Origin of the sequence: Streptomyces spinosus (assembly GCF_020400655.1) — a bacterium.
Taxonomy (GTDB): Bacteria; Actinomycetota; Actinomycetes; order Streptomycetales; family Streptomycetaceae; genus Streptomyces; species Streptomyces argyrophylli.
Map to the genome: position 1 here is coordinate 12524 of NZ_JAINRC010000003.1, position 20625 is coordinate 33148.

At 73.4% G+C, this 20625-nt stretch carries 14 protein-coding genes; 8 read left to right on the top strand and 6 right to left on the bottom strand.

The features are described 5' to 3' along the window. Nucleotides 1-41: 41 nt before the first annotated feature. From LG395_RS06965 to LG395_RS06975, 3 genes are all read right to left on the bottom strand, one after another. On the bottom strand, nt 42-1550 hold the full coding sequence (locus LG395_RS06965) for a DUF5719 family protein (protein WP_171155676.1): 1509 nt from the start codon (nt 1548-1550) through the stop codon (nt 42-44). Continuing rightward, nucleotides 1547-5338 carry a glycosyltransferase gene (locus LG395_RS06970; protein WP_372463209.1) on the bottom strand — a complete coding sequence of 1264 codons (3792 nt, stop codon included), beginning with the start codon at nt 5336-5338 and terminating at the stop codon, nt 1547-1549. Before LG395_RS06970 ends, LG395_RS06965 begins: the two co-directional genes overlap by 4 nt. A gap of 199 nt (nt 5339-5537) precedes the next feature. Next, nucleotides 5538-5801: a WhiB family transcriptional regulator gene (locus LG395_RS06975; protein ID WP_003975777.1), complete on the bottom strand. Its 264-nt coding sequence runs from the start codon at nt 5799-5801 to the stop codon at nt 5538-5540. Nucleotides 5802-6487: 686 nt separating this feature from the next. On the opposite strand from LG395_RS06975, the gene LG395_RS06980 reads away from it, so the two are divergent. From LG395_RS06980 to LG395_RS06995, 4 genes are all read left to right on the top strand, one after another. Continuing rightward, nucleotides 6488-6994: a cysteine dioxygenase gene (locus LG395_RS06980; protein ID WP_225808814.1), complete on the top strand. Its 507-nt coding sequence runs from the start codon at nt 6488-6490 to the stop codon at nt 6992-6994. 34 nt (nt 6995-7028) lie between these two features. Next, nucleotides 7029-7988, top strand: a complete 960-nt coding sequence (gene cofD / locus LG395_RS06985; protein WP_225808815.1) for a 2-phospho-L-lactate transferase — start codon at nt 7029-7031, stop codon at nt 7986-7988. Further along, a complete protein-coding gene (locus LG395_RS06990; protein ID WP_171155669.1) occupies nt 7985-9310 on the top strand; it encodes a coenzyme F420-0:L-glutamate ligase in 1326 nt (441 codons plus the stop codon). The genes cofD and LG395_RS06990 overlap by 4 nt, the downstream gene beginning before the upstream one ends. A 113-nt stretch (nt 9311-9423) precedes the next feature. Then, the gene (locus LG395_RS06995; protein ID WP_171155668.1) at nt 9424-10446 is read left to right on the top strand and encodes a DNA-3-methyladenine glycosylase family protein; all 1023 of its coding nucleotides are present in this window, start codon (nt 9424-9426) and stop codon (nt 10444-10446) included. Between the two features lie 379 nt (nt 10447-10825). Here the strand turns inward: LG395_RS06995 and manB are convergent, their stop codons facing one another. Then, nucleotides 10826-11908, bottom strand: a complete 1083-nt coding sequence (manB, locus tag LG395_RS07000) for a mannose-1-phosphate guanylyltransferase (RefSeq protein ID WP_171155666.1) — start codon at nt 11906-11908, stop codon at nt 10826-10828. A gap of 164 nt (nt 11909-12072) precedes the next feature. Next, the gene (locus tag LG395_RS07005; RefSeq protein WP_372463210.1) at nt 12073-13536 is read right to left on the bottom strand and encodes a peptidoglycan recognition protein family protein; all 1464 of its coding nucleotides are present in this window, start codon (nt 13534-13536) and stop codon (nt 12073-12075) included. 111 nt (nt 13537-13647) lie between these two features. Here LG395_RS07005 and LG395_RS07010 point away from each other — a divergent pair, with 111 nt between their 5' ends. From LG395_RS07010 to LG395_RS07025, 4 genes are all read left to right on the top strand, one after another. Continuing rightward, nucleotides 13648-14403 carry a TIGR03089 family protein gene (locus LG395_RS07010; RefSeq protein ID WP_225808816.1) on the top strand — a complete coding sequence of 252 codons (756 nt, stop codon included), beginning with the start codon at nt 13648-13650 and terminating at the stop codon, nt 14401-14403. Nucleotides 14404-14508: 105 nt separating this feature from the next. Then, nucleotides 14509-15687: an LCP family protein gene (locus tag LG395_RS07015; RefSeq protein WP_225808817.1), complete on the top strand. Its 1179-nt coding sequence runs from the start codon at nt 14509-14511 to the stop codon at nt 15685-15687. A gap of 252 nt (nt 15688-15939) precedes the next feature. Next, nucleotides 15940-17697: an LCP family glycopolymer transferase gene (locus LG395_RS07020; RefSeq protein WP_225808818.1), complete on the top strand. Its 1758-nt coding sequence runs from the start codon at nt 15940-15942 to the stop codon at nt 17695-17697. Between the two features lie 82 nt (nt 17698-17779). Then, the gene (locus LG395_RS07025; protein WP_225808819.1) at nt 17780-19438 is read left to right on the top strand and encodes an LCP family protein; all 1659 of its coding nucleotides are present in this window, start codon (nt 17780-17782) and stop codon (nt 19436-19438) included. A gap of 59 nt (nt 19439-19497) precedes the next feature. On the opposite strand, the gene LG395_RS07030 is transcribed toward LG395_RS07025, so the two are convergent. Beyond that, nucleotides 19498-20529 (bottom strand): glycosyltransferase family 2 protein, encoded by a 1032-nt coding sequence (locus LG395_RS07030; protein ID WP_171155657.1) that lies wholly within the window; start codon nt 20527-20529, stop codon nt 19498-19500. Between the last annotated feature and the right edge of the window lie 96 nt (nt 20530-20625).

The following is a 20625-nucleotide window of genomic DNA, read 5'->3' on the forward strand; positions in this document are numbered from 1 at the left end:
CGGGGCGGGTTCGCGCGAAGGCGATCGGCCGCCCCGGCCCCTCACTTCTGCAGGATCGACAGGTCCTGCTCCGTTGCCGGTACCGACACCGTTCCGCGGTCGTCCGGGAGGGTCTGGACGGTGAAGGCGGGGACGCCCCCCTCGGTGGCCGCGAGGGTGCGGGAGGCGTAGACGGGGGCGCCGGAGACGGGTTCGACCGTGAGGGCGTACGTGCCCTTCAGGCCCGCCGGGACCGGGACGTCGACGTTCTGCGTGGTGCCGGACTTCAGCGTGTACGTCTTGCTCACCGGGGTCCCGCCCTCGCTGCCCGCCGACGCCGTCACCTTGACCGTGGCCGTGCCGGTGGGGGCCGTCAGGGCGAGCGTCGTGCCCTTCGCGCTGTTGTCGGCCGAGGTCGCGCGCGCGCCGACGGCGGCCGTGGCCGGGATGAACGCCGTCTCCTTGTTGCCGCCCTTGCCGCGCACCACCTGGAGCGCGGCGACGACCGGGACGCTCTGGTCGGTGGGGGTGAGGAACAGCGAGCCGGCCTCGCCGCGCGTGACGTCGCCGAGATCGACCGCCGTGGTCATCCCGGACTTGACGTGCAGGGTCTCGTGGCCGGCCGGGGTGATCAGGCCGCTGGGCGTGGCCAGACGGATCTTCAGGTCGGCGTCGTCGTCGCCGGGCGTGAAGGCGATCAGGCGGACGGCGGTGGCGTCCTTCGGGATGCCGGGCAGGACCTGGCTGCCGGCCGGGTCGCCGGCGGCGGCCAGCCAGTCGCCGCCCGCCTTGTCGTCCAGCGCCTGCACGGTCGCCCCGACCCGGCCGCTGCGCACGCTGACGTGCACGGTCAGGTCGGTCTGCCGCTCGTCGGTGAGCGTGGAGAGCAGGATCGGCTCGCTCGCGTGCGGCTTGACGGTGAGGTTCTCGCCCAGCGGGGACTTGACCTGGCCGTCCTTGCCGTACAGCTCGATGTCGACCACGGCGGCCGAGTCGTCGGGGTTGGTCAGGTGGACGTAGTCGGTGCGGCCGGTGGCCGTACTGGCGCCCGGGAACCAGAACTCGGTGTCCGCGCCGGTGCAGTTGACGCCCAGCAGGCCCCTGCCGGTGCCCGCGGCGACCTCGGTGGTCTCCTGGACGGTCCAGCCGGACGCGAACCCGCCGTCCGCGGTGCCGACGAACGCGGGCGTCTCGGCTCCGGAGGTCTCGCCGGTGGCCGGCGTGCCCGGCGCCTTCGGGGTGAGCACCGGCTCGTCGGCCTTCTTCCCGCCGCCCTTGCCCTTCCCGCCGCCGTCCGTGCCGTCGGCCGACTGCTCGACGGCCGCCTGGAGCCGGGCCTTGCCGCCGCTCCCGGCGCCCTTGGTGACCGGCGTGAACGAGGTGTACGCCGTGTCGGCGATGTCCGACATGCTCGGCGCCGGGCACAGCAGGCTGGTGCGCTCGACGGGCAGCCGGGCCGCCGCCCGGGGCTCGGCGGCGCCGGAGGCCGACGGCGGGTCGAACGCGGCGAAGGCGGTGACGGCGGCCAGCGCGGCCGTGCCGGCGATCAGGGACAGGGTGGTGCGGTTCACTGCTGGCTCCCGTCGGGGCGCTGGCTGCCGGTGCCGTGGGGGTGCTGGGCCGGGTCGTAACCCTGCCGGTCGGGGTCGTAGCCCTGCCGGCCGGCGTCGTAGCCCTGCTGGTCGGGGTCGTAACCCTGCCGGTCGGGGTCGTAACCCTGCCGGCCGTCGTACGCCGGGTCGTAGCCCTGCTGGTAGGCCGCCGGGTCGTACGGCATCTGGTCGGCGGTGCCGCTGTAGGCGTACGGGTCGTACGGGGGCGTCTGGTAGGGGTCGTGCTGGTACTGCTGCTGGTCGTAGCCGGTCGCGGTCCGGTACGGGTCCGCGCCGTACTCGGTGTACCCGGCGTTCTCGGCGTTGCCGTAGGCGGCCGGGTCCCCTTCCCAGTCCTGGCCCGGCCCGGCCGCGGGTACCCCCGTGTCGTACGCCTGCTGGTGCGGTACGGCGGCCGGGGGCTGCTCGGGCCAGGCGGGCGTGCCGGGCTGCTCCTCGGCTGCGGTCTCCTCCGCCTGGGCGCGCAGACGGCGGGCGCGACGGCCCTCACCGGCGGTGGCCTGGACGGGCAGGGGCTGCTCCTCGGGCAGGTCGTCGTCGACGTCGCGGCGGCGGCCGGGCAGGGCGAGGACGACGAGGACGACGGCGAGCGCGCCCTGTGCCCAGAGCCAGGCCGTGTGGCCGATCGGGGTGTCGTAGGTGACGTCCAGCCTGCCGCCGCCGGAGGGGAGCCGGAAACCCTGGGCCCAGCCGTCGACCGTGATCCGGGTGAGCGGCTTGCCGTCGAGGGTGGCCGTCCAGCCGTCGTCGGCGCTGTCGGCCAGGCGCAGGACGCGGCTGTCGGAGCCGGCGGGGATCGTCGTGTGGATCTCCACCGGTCCCGCGCTGACCGGCTGGGCCTTGCCCGAGCCGGAGGCGGGCACGATGGCCGCGCGGCCGACCTCCTGGTCGACGCGCCACAGGGCGCTGCCGTTCTGCTGGCTGAGCCGGGCCAGGCCGGGGGTGGCGTCGAGGACGCGGGTGATGTCGCGGGGGGCGCCCTTGTGGACGAGGACGTAGCGCACGGCGAAGCCGCCGAGTTCGTCGGCCTGGTCGGCGCCGGAGCCGGCGACGAGGTTGGCGACGGTCTTGTCCAGGCGGGCGTTGTCGCCGTCGGCGGCGGTGAGTTCGGCGTCGCCCATGCGGGCGCCGGAACCGCGGACCAGGGTGTAGCGCACGCGCGCGGTGGAGTCGCTGTCGAGGATCAGGGTGCGGGCCTGGTCGCCGCCGCTGGAGTCCTCGGCGACGAACGCCGGCACCTGGGCCGCGTCGCGGCGTTCCAGCGGGCCGTCGGCGCCGCGGATCATCCAGCCGGCGGCGACGAGCAGCGGGCCGGCGGCCGAGGCGAACGCGATCAGGGCGGCGACGGGCTGGCGCCAGCCGAAGCTCTGCTCGGCCACGCGCGCGCGTGCGCCGTCGGCACCGAGGGCGGCGGCGGCCAGCAGGGCGATGCCGTAGACGAGGGTGGCCGGTCCCGCCCAGGCGGACTTGTTGGACAGGACGGCGAAGACGAGGCCGGTCAGGGCGACGGCCCAGGCCGTGCGGATGCCGAGCTGCCGCTCGGAGCGCAGCAGGGCGGCGAGCGCGGCGAGCACGATGCCGATGAGCATCAGGCCGTGCACGGTGCCGGGGCCGCCGGGCGCGGCGCCGAGCAGGTCGAGCGCGGAGGCGGCCGAGGGGCCGTACTCCAGGCCGGCCTCCTGGAAGAAGCCGGTCGGCAGGAGGGTCAGCGACCAGGGGGCGAGCAGCAGCAGCGGGGTGCCGAGCTGGGCGAGGAAGCGCGGGCCGTGGGCGACGAGGTCACGGCGGCGCAGCACCAGCACGCCGAGGCCGAGCAGCAGGGCGATGGGCCAGACGATCGGGGTGAAGGCGGTGGTGACGGTCAGCAGCAGCGCGTACGCCCAGGTGGCGCGCCAGCTGCCGCGCGCGCCGGTGCGGCCGGCCAGGCCGCTGGCGGCGGTGCCCGCGCGGGCCATGAGCGGCAGCAGCACGGCGAGGACGGCGGTGCCGATGCGGCCGCCGGCCAGGGCGCCGGTGGTGGCGGGCAGGAAGGCGTAGGCGATGGCCGCCCAGGCGCGCAGCAGCCGGGAGGTGACCAGGGGGCGGGAGGCGAAGTAGGCGGTGATGCCGGCGAGCGGCACCGAGCAGACGAGCAGGACGGTGACGGTGAGTCCGGTGGAGCCGAACAGGATCGAGGCGAAGGTGGCGACGATCGCCAGATACGGGGGCGCGGACGGGCTGCCGCCGGCGCCGACCGGGTGCCAGGCGTCCAGGTAGCGGGACCACAGGTCGCCGGCGCCGGCCGGGACGGGCAGCAGGGCGCCGCCGGCGAGTGCGCCGCCGGCGAGCAGGGCGCGGCAGGCGGCGAGGGAGATGAGCAGCAGCGCGAGGAAGAGCACCGGGCCGGGTCTGCGGGCGATCCGCTTGAGCCGGGCGAACTGCTCGACCTCCAGGAACTCGGCGTCGTCGCCGCCGGGTCCGGACTCCACGGCGCCGCCGTGCCGGCCGGCCGAGGCGGTGTCGCCGTCGGTGCCGCTGGAGAAGTTGCCCGCGATCTGTTCCACGGTGGCCCGGACGGTGGCGCCGGGCGGCGGGAACAGCGGGCGCAGCTCGTCCTTGTCGATCCGGGCGGGGCCGCGGGCGCGCCGGGCGGCGATGATCCGCTCGGGGCGCAGCAGGGTGCTCAGCAGGCCGCGGATCTCGTCGACGGCCTGGCCGGGGACCTTGCCGACGAGGTAGGCGAGGGTGCGCAGGACGGTGCCGAGGACGAGCCGGAGCAGGACCCAGGGCAGCGCGGCCGTACGGGTGTTGACGAGCAGGGTGTAGACGGCGCCCGCCTTGTCGACCTTGTGCGGGGAGGCGGTGGTACGGCCGGCGCAGTCGACCGTGCGGCGCTCGCGGGAGGCGGCCTCGGCGTGGCGGACGACGGCGTCGGGGGCGACCAGGACGCGGTGGCCGGCCGTGTGGGCGCGCCAGCACAGGTCGACGTCGTCGCGCATGAGGGGCAGCCGGCGGTCGAAGCCGCCGAGCTGTTCGAAGACGTCGCGGCGGATGAGCATGCCGGCGGTGGAGACGGACAGCACCGCGCGGACGTGGTCGTGCTGGCCCTGGTCCTGCTCGCGGCGGTCCAGACCGGTCCAGCGGCGGCCGGAGTTGGCGATGGAGACGCCGACCTCCAGCAGCTGGCGGCGGTCGTACCAACCGCGCAGCTTGGGACCGACGACCGCGACGTCGTCGCGGCCGAGGTCGAGTTCGTTGTCGACGACCCTCAGCAGCTGGGCGAGGGCGTCGGGTTCGGGGGCGCAGTCGTCGTGCAGCAGCCACAGCCACTGGACGGGCTCGCCGTGCGGCAGGTCGGGCAGGTCGTAGGCGTCGTCGCGCCAGGTGCGCGTGACGGGGTCCCAGCCGCTGGGGCGCTTGAGGTACGGCAGGTCCTCCGGGGTGAGGAGGGGCGCGGTGCGGCTCGCCTCCTCCACGGCCTGGCCGAAGCCCGTACGGCGGGCCAGGTGCAGCACGTTGGCGTCGCCGAGGGCGTCGGTGAGCAGCCGGGCGGAGTCGTCCGCGCTGCCGGTGTCGGCGGCGACCGCGTACTGGACGGGGCGCTCCTGGCCGAGCAGTCCGGCGAGCGCGTCGGGCAGCCAGCGGGCGCCGTCGTGCGAGACGAGGACCGCGGTCACCACATGGCGCGGGAACTCGGGCGGGCGGGCTGGGTCGAACGCTGCTGTGGCGGTGCCGCTCTGGGCCGCCGTATGGCTGTGCACGGACACTGAGGTACGGGCCCCGGTTCGGTGGACTGCGGTGGACGCCTGTGCCTCCCCGTGCGTCGAGCGGATCGAGTGCGTCGAGGGGACAGCGGGGCGTCTCGGACGAGCGACCACACTATCGGCTGGGCATGACGACGGCCCGCCGCCTGTGGACAACCCACTGGCGACGGGCCGTTCGCGAGGTCGGCGGCCGGCCGTGCGGTCACACGGCGGCCTTCTTCAGCCGGCGGCGTTCGCGCTCGGACAGGCCGCCCCAGATGCCGAAGCGCTCGTCGTTGGCGAGGGCGTACTCGAGGCACTCGGAGCGGACCTCGCAGGCGAGGCAGACCTTCTTGGCCTCTCTGGTGGAGCCGCCCTTCTCGGGGAAGAAGGACTCGGGGTCGGTCTGGGCGCACAGCGCGCGCTCCTGCCAGCCGAGTTCCTCGTCCGCGTCGTCGACCAGCAGTTGCTGCACCAGCTCGGTCATGTGCGCCCCTCGTCTGTCTTTCGCGTCCCCGTGCGTAGCCGTTACCGATTTCGGCTGAACGACACGAGTGAAATTACAAGTGTGCTGCTCCGGGCGAGTCAAGCCGAGATCTGCTATTGGGTCCGTTATTCACTCTGCGGAACCAAGGCCGTGCGGAAAGTGTTCAAATCGGCATAAACCTTGACACACAGCAGGACCCCACGGGGCGGTCGCGACCCCGTACAGATCTCTGTACGAAGAAGGACGCCTCCGTGTTCGATCCCGTTCCGCATGGCTCGAGCGCTCGGATGTGCCCCATGTGTCCCGACCTCCCGGTGAGCAAACCTTTCACCTTTCAGATGAACCGGATGAGGTGAAACATGTCCCACATACCGGGCGTCGAGTTGACAGTGCGGGTGTGAACCGATGTCCTAGTGGGCATGCTCGCGAACTTGGCACCCACCTCGACCCGCACCGCCGGGTCCCTCGGTGCCGCCCGCGCGCGTTGTAGCTGTTGTTGCTGTTCCAGCTGTTGAGCCAAGCCGCTCCGGCTGCCCCCGGGCCCATCCCGGCCCGGTCGCGTCCCCGCGCCGCGTGATCCCTCATCCAGGGCACCCGCCCGCCCGTGACCCGGGCGGACCGTACGCGTCACCCAGCACCACGCCCGGCTCCCGCCCCCCACTCTTCACCGAGGACCACCGACCCCGATGAACAGCGACAACGACCTCCAGATCGCCGGCGACATCCTCGAAGTCCCGCACCTGCTCCAGCCGCCGCGCGAGCACCCGGCCACCGTCGCCGAGTTCGCGGGCCTGGCCCGCTCCATCGCCGCCGACCGCGCCCAGTGGGCGCACCTCGTCCGCTACGACGCCACCACCCGCTGGTACCACCGGCTGCGCACCGGCCCCGGTTACGAGGTCTGGCTGCTGTCCTGGGTCCCCGGACAGGGCAGCGGGCGGCACGGCCACGGGCGCTCGTCCGGTGTCCTCACCGTCCTGGAGGGCACCCTCACCGAGCGCACCGAACGCGGCACGCGCGCGCTCGCGGCGGGCGCGCAGCGGGTGTTCGCGCCGGGGTACGTCCACGAGGTCGTCAACGACGCGCTGGAACCGGCGGTCAGCCTGCACGTGTACTACCCCGGCCTGACCGAGATGCCCATGCACGCCTCCCCCCACTGCGAGGCGCACGGCGAGGCGCGTCCGGTGACTGCCTGACGCTTTGTCCGACCGGCCTGCGAGACTTGTCCGCATGCGCATTGTGGTTCTGGCAGGCGGCATCGGCGGTGCCCGTTTCCTGCGCGGTCTGAAGCGGGCCGTGCCGGACGCGGACGTCACGGTCATCGGCAACACCGGCGACGACATCCACCTCTTCGGTCTCAAGGTCTGCCCGGACCTGGACACGGTGATGTACACGCTGGGCGGCGGCATCAACGAGGAGCAGGGCTGGGGGCGGACGGACGAGACCTTCCACCTCAAGGAGGAGCTGGCGGCCTACGGCGTCGGCCCGGAATGGTTCGGGCTCGGCGACCGGGACTTCGCCACGCACATCGTGCGGACGCAGATGCTGAGCGCCGGCTATCCGCTGAGCGCGGTCACCGAGGCGCTGTGCGACCGCTGGAAGCCGGGCGTCCGGCTGATCCCGATGACCGACGACCGCGTCGAGACGCACGTGGCCGTCGAGCTGGACGGGGAGCGCAAGGCGATCCACTTCCAGGAGTACTGGGTCAGGCTGCGGGCCTCCGTCCCGGCCGAGGCGGTCGTCCCGGTCGGCGCCGAGCAGTCCAAGCCGGCCCCGGGTGTGCTGGAGGCCATCGCCGGGGCGGACGTGATCCTCTTCCCGCCGTCCAACCCGGTCGTGTCCATCGGCACGATCCTCGCCGTGCCCGGCATCCGCGAGGCCATCGCCGAGGCGGGCGTGCCCGTGGTCGGCCTGTCCCCGATCGTCGGGGACGCGCCCGTGCGCGGCATGGCCGACAAGGTGCTGGCCGCCGTCGGCGTGGAGTCCACGGCCGCCGCGGTCGCCGAGCACTACGGCTCCGGGCTGCTGGACGGCTGGCTGGTCGACACCGTCGACGCGGGCGCGGTCGAGCGGGTCGAGGCGGACGGCATCCGCTGCCGGGCCGTACCGCTGATGATGACCGACCTGGACGCGACCGCGCGGATGGCACGGGAGGCGCTGGCGCTGGCCGAGGAGGTGCGGGGGGCATGAGCGACACGGCGTCCGCCGGGGCCGGGAGCCCCGGGTACCGCGTCTGGGCCCTGTCCGGCATCCCCGAGGTGCAGCCGGGTGACGACCTCGCCAAGCTGATCGCCGCGACCGAGCCGGGGCTGGCCGACGGGGACGTGCTGATCGTCACCTCGAAGATCGTCTCCAAGGCCGAGGGCCGGATCGTGCGGGCGGCCGACCGGGAGGCCGCGATCGACGCCGAGACGGTCCGGGTCGTGGCCCGGCGCGGCCCGCTGCGCATCGTGGAGAACCGGCAGGGCCTGGTCATGGCCGCCGCCGGGGTCGACGCCTCGAACACCCCCGCCGGGACCGTGCTCCTGCTGCCCGAGGACCCGGACGCGTCCGCGCGCGCGATCCGGGCGGGCCTGCGCGCCGCCCTCGGGGTCGACGTCGGCGTCGTCGTCAGTGACACGTTCGGGCGACCTTGGCGCGCGGGGCTCACCGACGTCGCGATCGGCGCCGCCGGGGTGCGCGTGCTGGACGACCTGCGTGGGGGCGCGGACGCGCACGGCAACCCGCTGAGCGCGACCGTCGTCGCCACGGCGGACGAGCTGGCCGCCGCCGGTGACCTGGTCAAGGGCAAGGCGGCGGGCCTGCCGGTGGCCGTGGTGCGCGGGCTGCCGCATGCCGTGGCCGACGAGCACGGGGACGGGGCCAGGGCGCTGGTGCGCGGCGCGCGGGACGACATGTTCCGGCTCGGCACCTCCGAGGCCGTGCGGGAGGCCGTGACCCAGCGCCGTACCGTGCGGGCGTTCACCGACGAGCCGGTGGACCCCGGCGCGGTCCGGCGCGCGGTGGCCGCCGCCGTCACCGCGCCCGCCCCGCACCACACCACGCCGTGGCGGTTCGTGCTGCTGGAGTCGGAGGAGTCGCGGGTACGGCTGCTCGACGCGATGCGGGACGCCTGGATCGAGGACCTGCGCCGGGACGGCAAGGGCGAGGAGTCCATCGCGAAGCGGATCCGGCGCGGTGACGTGCTGCGCAACGCGCCGTACCTGGTCGTGCCGTGCCTCGTCATGGACGGCTCCCACGCCTACGGAGACGCCCGGCGGGACGCTGCCGAGCGGGAGATGTTCGTCGTCGCGATGGGCGCGGGCGTGCAGAACCTGCTGGTCGCGCTGGCCGGGGAGCGGCTGGGCTCGGCGTGGGTGTCGTCCACGATGTTCTGCCGGGACGTGGTGCGCGAGGTGCTCGGGCTGCCGGCGGACTGGGACCCGATGGGCGCGGTGGCGGTCGGCCACCCGGCGCAGGAGCCGAGACCGCGGCCGGCGCGGGAGCCGGGGGCGTTCGTGGCGGTGCGGTGAGTCCGGCGCGCAGACCGGTCCGCCCCGGTCCGCCCCGAGGCGGCCCCGTGGGCGCGCCGACCGCCTAGTCTCGTAGACGGCACCGCACCCCTTTGGACACAGAGGACCCCTTCGTGGCAGGACGTTTCCCCCAGCGGCCCACGCGTACGACCGTGCGCGGCGGGCACGTCGCCGTACCGGCGGGGGCCGCTGCCGGGATACCGCGGCAGGGTGCGGTGCCCGCGCGGGTACGGCGGTGGGTGCCGGACGGGCCGCTGGACCTCGGGCTGACCCTCGGGCCGCTGCGGCGCGGCCCCGCCGACCCGACCTTCCGGGCCACGGCCGACGGGTCCGTGTGGCGGGCCTGCCGTACGCCCGCCGGGCCGGGGACGCTGCGGGTGCGGGCGTACGGCGGTGAGGTGTTCGGTGAGGCGTGGGGGCCGGGTGCCGGGTGGCTGCTGGAGCAGTTGCCGGAGCTGCTCGGTGCCGGTGACGATCCCGGCGCGTTCGTGCCGCGGCACCGGGTGGTCGCGCTGGCGCGGCACCGGCGGCCGGGGCTGCGGCTGACCCGGACCGGTCTGGTGCTGGAGTCGCTGATCCCGTCCGTGCTGGAGCAGAAGGTCACCACCGACGAGGCGTACCGGGCGTGGCGGCTGCTCGTCCGCTGGTTCGGGGAGCCGGCGCCGGGTCCCGCGGGCGTCGGTGAACGGCCGATGTGGGTGATGCCGGCCCCGCGGACCTGGGCGCTGATCCCCTCCTGGGAGTGGCACCGGGCCGGGGTCGACGACAAGCGGGCGTCCACGATCCTGCGGGCCGTACGGGTCGCCGCGCGGCTGGAGCAGGCCGTGGGGATGCCGGCGGCCGAGGCCCGGGCGCGGCTGGAGGTCGTGCCGGGGGTGGGGCCGTGGACGTCGGCGGAAGTGGTGCAGCGCAGTCATGGGGCGGCGGACGCGGTGACCGTCGGGGACCTGCACCTGCCCGGGATCGTCGGGTGGGCGCTGGACGGGAACCGGGACGCCGACGACGCGGAGATGCTGCGCTTGCTCGAGCCGTACGCCGGGCAGCGGCACCGGGCGGCTCGGTTGATCCTGCTGAGCGGGCGTGTGCCGGCGCGGCGGAAGCCGAAGATGCCCCGGGTGGACATCGGGTTGCTGTGACCCGCGGTGCGTCGGGCCGGCGCCGGGCCGGGCGGCGGTTTCGCTTGCGCTTGCCTGTGCCGGGGGCTGCTGCCGGGCCTGGGGTCAGCTCACGGCGCCGGCCGGATGCCCGGAGCTGCCGCCGGCCGGGGGGTGTCGCTCACCGGCGCCGGCCGGGTGCCCGGAGCTGCCGCCGGCCAGGGGTCCGCTCACCGGCACTGGCCGGGTGCCGCTGCGCCCACCCGTGCCGCCCCAGCGGCACGACTGCCCGCAGCTGCGCGGGTGCGAGCGGCACTGTGGGGCCGACGGTGCCGCCGTTCCCGAGGGGCGCGGGGAACTGCGCGGGTGACCCACTACGGACCGCGGACGGCATCCGGTGGCGCGCCGGCTCCGGTCCCCTCTACTGGTCGGAAGAGAAACGCACCGCTCCCGCCGGGATACGGGCATCGCACCAGACCCGCGCGCCGTCCCGGAGTTCGTTGTCCGCGCCCACGACCGCGCCGTCGCCGATGACCGTCCCGGTGAGGACGGAGCGTTCGCCGACGCGGGCGCGGGTGCCGATGAGGGAGTCGGTGATGACGGCGCCGGGTTCGATGACGGCGCCCGGCAGGATCGTGGAGCCGAAGATCCGCGCGCCCTGCGCCACGAACGCGCCCTCGCCCACCACGGTGCCGCCGGCCAGCTTGGCGTCGGGCGCCACCGTGGCCGTCGGCAGTACGAGCCGGTCGCCGCAGCGGCCGGGGACCGCCGGGGACGGGGCCCGGCCCAGGACCAGGTCGGCCGAGCCGCGGACGAACGCGGCGGGGGTGCCGAGGTCCAGCCAGTACGTGGAGTCGACCATGCCCTGCAGATGCGCGCCGGCCGCCAGGAGGCCGGGGAAGGTCTCGCGTTCCACGGACACCGGCCGGCCCGCCGGGATGGTGTCGATGACCGAGCGGCGGAAGACGTACGCCCCCGCGTTGATCTGGTCGGTGACGATCTCCTCCGGCGTCTGCGGCTTCTCCAGGAAGGCCAGGACGCGGCCGGTCCCGTCGGTCGGCACGAGGCCGTAGGCGCGCGGGTCCGTCACCTGCGTCAGATGGAGCGAGACGTCGGCGCCCGTCGACTCGTGGGTGTCCACGAGGGCCCCGATGTCCAGCCCGGTCAGGATGTCCCCGTTGAAGATCAGCACCGGGTCGTCGGGACCGGAGTGCAGACGGGCGGCGACGTTGCGGATGGCTCCGCCCGTGCCGAGCGGCTCCTCCTCGGTCACGTACTCGATGTGCAGGCCCAGCGCGGAGCCGTCGCCGAAGTACGGCTCGAAGACCTCTGCCAGATAGCTGGTGGCGAGGACGATGTGCTCGACGCCCGCCGCCCGGGCGCGCGCCAGCTGGTGGGTGAGGAACGGCACCCCCGCGGCCGGGACCATCGGCTTCGGTGTGTACACCGTGAGCGGCCGCAGCCGGGTGCCTTTGCCGCCGACCAGGAGGATCGCTTCTGTCACCTGTCGTCTCTGCTTCCTGCCGGGACCGGCCGAACTACTCGTCACACTCGTTTCGGCCGGTCAGTGTATGCAGACCGTGCGACGACGCCCTCGATGGCCGCGCGGTGTCCCGCGAGATCGGCGTGCGGTTTCCCCCGGCCGCCCCCGCTCCGGCCGCTGCGGCCTCAGCGCCCCTGGTACCTCGCCGCGCTGGAGCGGGCCGTGCCGAGCTCGGCGTAGAGCCGCTTGCCGGGGCACTCCGTGGCGAACCCGTCGCGATGGCCGGAGATCACGTTCAGTCGTACGTTCTTCCCCTTGGGGTAGAGATTGCCACCGCCCGACGTGAGATATGTCCTCGCGTTCGGATCGACCCCGTAGAGCCCGAGCTTCCACGCGGTGAGCCGGGCGATGGCCGTCACCGCGGCGCTCGACGGCTTGGTCGCGCCGTAGCTGCCGATCACGGCGATGCCCGTGGTGCCGGTGTTGAAACCGAGGGTGTGCGCGCCGAGCACCGCCTTGGCGGCGCCCCCGGCCCGGCCCTCGTAGAGGGTTCCGCACTTGTCGACGAGGAAGTTGTAGCCGATGTCCCGCCAGCCCATGCTCTTGACGTGGTAGCGGTAGATACCGCGGATGACGGAGGGGGCCTGGGCGCAGGTGTACGCGTTGCCCGTGGCGGTGTGGTGGACGAAGGCCGCCTTGATCTTGTTGGTGTAGACGAACCCGCGCTCGCGCAGCGACTCGTCCGCGCCCCAGCCCCGGCGCGTGACGATCCGCGGGCGTGGCCCGATGTACGGCTTCCCCCGCACCGGCCCCTGGAGGCGGGTCAGCTCCTGCTCGGTGGCCGGCCGGTCCAGTTCCGGGATCGCGGTGGCGCCGAACGCGGTGATGTCCGCGTTGGCGGCCGACGCGGCCAGCGCGGCCTCCGTGTCCAGGGCGGTGCGGGGCGGGTCGTCGTCGCGCGGGGTCCGGGGCGGTCCTTCTCCGGTCCCCCCGCCGTCCCCCGCGGCCGGCCCGGTTCCCGGGTCCACCAGTTCCAGCCGCAGCCCCGGCGGCAGCGACGCGCCCGGCCTGCCGGCCCGCGTCCCGGAGGGGAGCCCGGTGCCGTCCCCGCCGCCCGGCCCCGCCGCCCGCACCCGCACCTCCACACCGTCGCAGTCCCCCACCCACAGCGGCGCCGTCGCCCCGCGCACCCGCCGGGAGGAGCCCTCCGCCGTACCGGGGTCGGCCCGGTGGTCGGCGTTGTGCGTCTCGACGTCCTGCCAGCCGGACCACCGCCCCGTCACGGTGGACCGGGTGCGTACCCGCACCCGTCCCCGCAGCTCGGTGTCCGGGTCGTCCCAGACCACGCCGAGCAGCGAGAACCGTTCGAGGCCGGCCCGGTACAGCCCCTGCTCCGGGGCCGCGCCGGCGACCCGCTCGCGGGAGAGCGGGAGAAGCGGCAGCGACCGCGTGCTGCCCGGGACCGCGGTCCGGTCCCGGTCGGTCGCGGGGGTCGCCGTGGCCGCGGCGGAAGCGGTCGCGGCGGTCGCGGGCGGGGCGGGAGCGAGCACCAGGGCCGTGACGAAGGCGAGGCCGAGCGAACGGACGGCGAGCGGGGAGGCGGCAGAGGAGGAGGTGAGGAATCCACGCATGGTCATGATCGTGGACATAGTCGTACATATCTGTCCATCCGTGAACTGACGGCCCGTCGGGAGGCGTTCCGCCGAACCGGTGGCCCCGCCGCCCGCCGCGCACCCCCGCCCGCGCGTACCCTGTCCCGGGTGAACGCCACCGATCGCACCCCTGCCGACCTGCTGACTTCCGCCCTCGCCGCGGATCCCGGCCGCCCGCTGGTGACCTTCTACGACGACGCCACGGGCGAGCGCGTCGAACTGTCCGTGGCCACCTTCGCCAACTGGGTGGCCAAGACCGCCAACCTCCTCCAGGGCGACCTCGCCGCCGGGCCCGGTGACCGGGTCGCGCTGCTGCTGCCCGCGCACTGGCAGACGGCGGTGTGGCTGCTGGCCTGCTCGTCGGTGGGCGCGGTCGCGGACGTCGCCGGGGACCCGGCGGCGGCCGACGTCGTCGTGAGCGGACCGGACTCGCTCGAGGCGGCGCGCGCCTGCACCGGCGAGCGAGTGGCGCTGGCGCTGCGGCCGTTGGGCGGACGCTTCCCGCAGACTCCGCCCGGGTTCATCGACTACGCCGTGGAAGTCCCGGGCCAGGGCGACCGGTTCGCCCCGTTCGCTCCGGTGGATCCGGAGGGGCCTGCGCTCATCGTCGCCGGGCGCGAGTCCAGCGGGGCGGAGGTCGTCGAGCGGGCCGCTTCCGAAGCGGAGGCGCTCGGGCTCACGGGCCCCGGGTCCCGGTTGCTGTCGGGGCTGCCGTACGACACCTGGGAGGGGCTGGCCGCGGGGCTGTTCTCGCCGCTGGCCGTCGGGGGGTCGGTGGTGCTGTGCCGGAACCTGGACCGGCTGGACGAGGAGGCGCTCGCCAAGCGGGTGGAGAGCGAGAGGGTGACCGCGGTAAGGCGCTAGACGTCACCCGAGTGGAGTAGCAAAGGGCGCCTCCGTCTCCCCCTCCCCGCCATCGTCGTAAGTGCAGGACGCGACGCTCGTACGCCATGAGGGGATGGCCCTACCGTGACCGACACCGCAGGCAAGCCCGTCGGTCCCGGGGCGGGGGCCTCCGCGACCGGGGACGGGCTGGTACGGCGCCGGCGGCGGTGGGGGCGGAACTCCGCGCTGGGGGCGGCCGTACTCCTCGTCGTGGCCGCCGGTGCCGGCTGGGCCGTCTACGCCAGGCTCAGCGCCAACATCACCGCCGACGAGGCCGCCGCGGCCGAACTGGCCCGGTACGAGCGGGAGCGCCCCACCGCGCTGGTGCGGGACGCGCAGAACATCCTGCTGATCGGGTCCGACACCCGGGCCGGGGACGGCAACGGCAAGTACGGGAAGGACGCCGGAACCGAGCGGTCGGACACCACGATCCTGCTGCACCTGGCCGCCGACCGGCACAGCGCCACCGCCGTCTCACTGCCCCGGGACCTGATGGTGGACATCCCTGCGTGCGGCCAGGAGGACGGAAGGCGCAGCGACCCGGTGTTCGCGATGTTCAACCACGCTTTCCAGGTGGGCGGTTCGGCGTGCACCATCCGGACCGTCGAGAAGCTGACCGGCATCCGGATCGACCACCACATGGTCCTGGACTTCGCCGGGTTCAAGGAGATGGTGGACGCCGTCGACGGCGTGGAGGTGTGCCTGAAGGAGCCCGTGGACGACAAGGCGGCGAAGCTGAAGCTGCCCGCGGGGAAGGTCAGGCTGGACGGGGAGCAGGCGCTCGGGTTCGTGCGCGCCCGCAAGTCGCTGGGGAACGGCAGCGACACCGAGCGCATGGAGCGGCAGCAGCGGTTCCTCGGCTCGCTCGTCAACAAGGTGCGCAGCAGTGACGTCCTGCTGAACCCGGTGAAGCTGTATCCGGTGCTGGACGCGGCGACCTCCTCGCTGACCACCGATCCGGAACTGGCGAGTCTGCGCGGTTTGTACCAGTTGGTCCGCGGGTTGCGTGACATCCCCGTCGCACGTGTCCAGTTCCTGACGGTGCCGAGGGAGTCGTACGTCTACGACGCCAACCGCGATCAGCTCGTGGAGCCGGAGGCCGAGGCGCTGTTCGCCCGGCTGCGGGCCGACCAGCCGGTGGTGGTGACGCAGGAGAACGCACAGGGAATTCCTGACCAGGACACGGGGTCGGGCGCGGCGGACGGCCCTTCGCCCGCCCCGACGTTCCGCGGGAGGACCGCCGCCGAACAGACCTGTGAGTGAGCCGCGCACCGGGGTGGTGAACCGTCGTTCGGAAAATCCGTTCAGAAAATGAGGGGGATTGCCCGGTTGTAGGCATGTCGAATTTGTCACCAGCGTCGCTCGACACTGAACTGGGCGGATAGTGTGAGCGATCCGGTGCACCTGGCCGCGAGGTCCGACGGGCTTAGTCGGGGTCATGCACTGTTTCACCGAGACCCGAGCGCCTTGCAGGGGGAAGGCGCCGCGTGGCCCCGACGGAGGATTCGGACAACCGTGGACGCGCAAGGCCGTGGGCGGGCGGAGAACATCGACCCCGCAGACCAGTGGGTACTCAATCCGAACACCGGCGAATACGAACTGCGACTGAGTCCTTCCGCAGCGCAGTCACCGGTTCCCGGACCGCGCAGACCGTCTCCCCCGGACGACGGTGACGCGCAGGGTGGCCGTGCGCGGCAGACGCCCGGCGAGACTCCGCAGACGCCCCGGACCCGCGGCACCAACGTGCCGGCCCCGCGCTCGGCCCGGCGCCGGGGCGCCGAGCCGGAGGCACCGCAGGGCAGGCGCGCCTCCCGGCGGCCGGTGAAGAAGAAGTCGACGGCGAAGAAGGTGCTGCTGTGGACCGGCGGGTCCATGGCCTTCGTGCTGGTCGCCGTGTCGGCCGCCGGCTACCTCTACATCAAGCACCTGAACGACAACATCACGTCCGTGTCCGACGACGGCGCCAGCACCGGCGGCTTCCGCAAGGACGAGGCGATCAACATCCTGCTGATCGGCACGGACAAGCGCACGGGCGCGGGCAACGAGGGCTACGGCGACTCGGGCAGCGTCGGGCACGCCGACACCACGATCCTGCTGCACGTCTCCAAGGACCGCTCCAACGCCACCGCGCTGAGCATCCCGCGCGACCTGATCGTGAACGTCCCGGACTGCCCGACCGAGCAGGAGGACGGCACCCAGAAGGTCATCCCGGGCTCGCAAGGCGTCCGCTTCAACACGAGCCTCGGCCAGGACGACCGTACGCCCAGCTGCACCATGCGCACGGTGACCGAGCTGACCGGGATCAAGCCGGACGACTTCATGGTCGCCGACTTCAACGCGGTCAAGACGCTGACCGAGGCGGTCGACGGTGTCGACGTCTGTCTGGCCAAGGACATCGACGACCCCAAGTCGCACCTGAAGCTGTCCAAGGGCACGCACAAGATCTCCGGCGAGCAGGCACTGGCGTTCGTGCGCACCCGGCACTCCGTCGGCTTCGGCGGCGACCTGAGCCGGATCGGGCTCCAGCAGCAGTTCCTGGGCGCGCTGATGCGCAAGCTGAAGGGCAACGACACGCTCACCAGCCCGACGAAGATGGTGAAGCTGGCGGAGGCGGGCACCAAGGCCCTCACCGTCGACGACAAGCTCAAGAGCATCGGCAAGCTCAAGGACCTGGGTCTGGAGCTGGGCAAGCTCAACCCAAAGAACCTGGCCTTCACCACGGTGCCCGTGGTGGACAACCCGGCGGAGAAGGTCCACGCCACGGTCGTGCTCAACGACGCGAAGGCCCCGGCGGTCTTCGACGCCATCCGGAACGACGTCTCCTTCACCGACGTGAAGAAGCAGGAGAAGGCGGCGAAGGACGCGCAGGCCGCCCGGCTCAAGGGCACCAAGGCGCCCGCCTCCGAGGTGCGGGTGCGCATCCTCAACGGCGGGGCGCAGGCCGGCAGCGCCCAGGCGGTGCTCAACTGGCTGCAGAACGACGAGGGCGTGACCAAGTCGGAGAACGCGGGCAACGCGCCTGACCAGTTGGCCAAAACCACGCTGGAGTACGCGCCCGACCAGGCGGCCCAGGCCCGCCGGCTGGCCGCGATCATGGGCCTGTCCGGTGCCGCGCTGAAGCCGGGCGAGAGCGTGACCAACTCCCAGGGGCTGCCGGCGATGACGCTGACCCTGGGCAAGGACTTCAAGGGGGCGGGGGTCTCCCTCACGGCGCCGACGAAGGCTCCGGACGTCGACAAGTCGACGGCAGACAAGGTGAAGTGCGCCGCGTAGGTAACCCTATGGGCCCGTCAAGCGTCTAACCGGACGCGGGACGGGCCCGTTGCTTGGCGCAAGGGTGGGGAGGGCAGGGAGTTTGGCGCAGAGCGAGGTGCGCGGGGAGGCTCCGGCGGTCGAGGACACGAAGTCGCTCGCGCCGAAGAACTCGGACACGCCGGCGCGTTCACGCCGGCACGGCGGCGGGCGCGGCGGCGGGCGGCGGGCGGGCGGGCCGAAGACCGCGCGGCGGCGCAGACGGCGCGTGCTGCGCTGGTCGGCCACCGTGCTGGCGGTGGTGATACTCGGCACGGCCGGTGCCGGATACCTCTACTACCAGCATCTCAACAGCAACATCCAGAAGGGCAAACGGGCCAACGGCGACGACTCCAAGGCCCACCGGACCCGCCCGAACGCGGCCGGCCAGACCCCGCTGAACATCCTGCTGATCGGCTCCGACAGCCGGAACTCCAAGGAGAACCTGAAGCTCGGCGGCAGCAAGGACCACGTCGGCGACCCGCCGCTCGGTGACGTACAGATGCTCATCCACCTCTCGGCGGACCGCAAGAGCGCCGCCATGGTGAGCATCCCGCGGGACACCCGGGTGGACATCCCCGAGTGCACGGACCCCAAGACCGACCACGTCTACCCGGCGACGAACGACATCATCAACGTCAGCCTGGCCCGCGGCGGGGCCGGCTGCACCCTGCTCACCTGGGAGAACCTCACCGGGGTCTACATCGACCACTGGATGACGATCGACTTCGCGGGCGTGGTGCGGATGGCGGACGCCATCGGGGGCGTCGAGGTGTGCGTGAAGCAGAACGTCTGGGACCACTCGACGCCCAGTCAGCGCGGCGGCTCCGGCCTGAAGCTGACCAAGGGCTCGCACAAGGTGAAGGGCGAGAAGGCGCTCCAGTGGCTGCGCACCCGGCACGCCTGGGGCAGCGACCTGATGCGGGCCCGCGCCCAGCACATGTACCTGAACTCGATGGTCCGCACGCTGAAGCAGCAGAACGTGTTCACCGACACCGGCCGGCTGATGGACCTGGCCGACGCGGCCACCAAGTCCCTCAAGGTCTCGGAGGAGATCGGCACCGTCAAGAAGCTGTACGACCTGGGCATGGAGATGAAGTCGGTCCCGACCGACCGCGTCACCAGCCTGACGATGCCCAACATCCCCGACCCACACGACCCGGACAACCACGTCGTACCCGACGCCGACAAGGCCGCCCAGGTGTGGCGGATGCTCCAGGACGACGTGCCGCTCGACAAGAACGGCGGGGAGTCCGGGCCGAAGAAGAACGCGGGTGAGGACGAGCCGGCCAGGAAGCCCTCGCTCGACCCGGGCCGGCTCGGGGTGCTGGTGCAGAACGCCACCCGTACCGGCACCGAGGCCCCGGTGCGGCAGCGCGCGTCGGCGATCGGCCAGGTGCTCGTGCAGAAGGGGTACACGCGGGCGCAGGCCGACACCTCGGGGAGCCTGGCCGAGGACAAGACGGTCGTGCGGTACCCGAGCGCGGACCTGGAGGGTGACGCCCAGGCAGTGGCCAAGGCGCTGGGCATCCCGATGAGCGCGGTCAAGAAGTCGACCGACGTGTCGGGGGTCACCGTCGTCGTCGGCGCGGACTGGCGCTCGGGCAGCGGCTACCCCAAGCAGTCCGCGCCGAAGGCGGGCGACCTGCCCGAGGGCACGGACGCCGTCAACGCCTCGGACAAGGGGGACTGCATGGACGTGTACGGCCCCTATCAGTGGTAGTCACGCCCGGGCACACGAAGGGCCCCTCCCCGCGCGGGGAGGGGCCCTTCGTGTGTGCGTCAGACGGTGGCGTCCACGACGGCGGGCCGCCGGGAGGCGATGACCCTCTTCGCCAGGGACTTCGGGCTGGTCAGGAAGCCCCAGCCCCACGACATGTGCATGGTGGCGAGGGCCACGGGGATCTGCAGCCGGGCCTTCAGGGGCAGCCCGCCGCCGGCCGGGAGGGAGCCCGCGACGATCGCGGCCAGGTAGCCGCCGGGGACGACGAAGCCCCACGGGGTCAGCGCGGCGCCGACGACCAGGCCGGCGGCTATCGCGCACACCGCCGTGGGCGGCGCCAGGTAGCGCAGGTTGATCGAGCCGGAGTGGTAGCGGGCGACGACGTGCCGCCAGCGGCCGTAGTCCTTGTACTGCTTGGCCAGCGCCCGCACCGACGGCCGCGGCCGGTACGACACCCTCAGCTCGGGCGAGAACCAGATGAGCCCGCCGGCCTCACGGATGCGGAAGTTCAGCTCCCAGTCCTGGGCGCGGATGAACTCCTCGTTGTAGCCGCCCTGCTGCTCCAGTGCCTCGCGGCGGAAGACGCCGAGGTAGACCGTCTCGGCGGGGCCGGCCTGGCCGCCGGTGTGGAACGCCGCGTTGCCGACGCCGATCTTCGAGGTCATCGCGGCGGCCACCGCGTGCTCCCAGTCGGTCTCGCCCTCGGCGTGCATGATGCCGCCGACGTTCTGCGCGCCGGTCTCCTCCAGGAGCCGCACGGCGGTCGCGATGTAGTTCGGCGAGAGCATGCCGTGGCCGTCGACGCGGACCACGATCGGGTGCCGGGAGGCCTTGATCGCCGCGTTCAGCGCCGCGGGCGTGCGGCCGGTGGGGTTCGGGACGGTGTGCACGCGCGGGTCTTCGGCGACCAGCTCGGCGGCGATCTCGTCCGTGCGGTCCGTGGACGGACCGAGGGCGATCACGACCTCCATCTCGCCGGCGTACTCCTGCGCGAGGATCGCTTGGACGGCCCCGCGCAGATGCCGCTCCTCGTTGAGGACGGGCATGATCACGGACACTGCGGGGAGCCGCACGTCGGGCTTGGCGTTCATAGGGGCCTCACGTTACCGCGAACGGGGGATACGGGTGCGCGCCGCCGGTCCTGCGGCGCGGGCTGGAGATCGTATCGGCCTACTGTGCTCACGGAT

Excerpts from the sequence above, each read along its gene's own strand:
- LG395_RS06975 (WP_003975777.1), bottom strand. The coding sequence starts at position 5,801 with ATGACCGAGCTGGTGCAGCAACTGCTGGTCGACGACGCGGACGAGGAA.
- LG395_RS06980 (WP_225808814.1), top strand. The coding sequence starts at position 6,488 with ATGAACAGCGACAACGACCTCCAGATCGCCGGCGACATCCTCGAAGTC.
- cofD (WP_225808815.1), top strand. The coding sequence starts at position 7,029 with ATGCGCATTGTGGTTCTGGCAGGCGGCATCGGCGGTGCCCGTTTCCTG.
- LG395_RS06990 (WP_171155669.1), top strand. The coding sequence starts at position 7,985 with ATGAGCGACACGGCGTCCGCCGGGGCCGGGAGCCCCGGGTACCGCGTC.
- LG395_RS07005 (WP_372463210.1), bottom strand. The coding sequence starts at position 13,536 with ATGTCCACGATCATGACCATGCGTGGATTCCTCACCTCCTCCTCTGCC.
- LG395_RS07030 (WP_171155657.1), bottom strand. The coding sequence starts at position 20,529 with ATGAACGCCAAGCCCGACGTGCGGCTCCCCGCAGTGTCCGTGATCATG.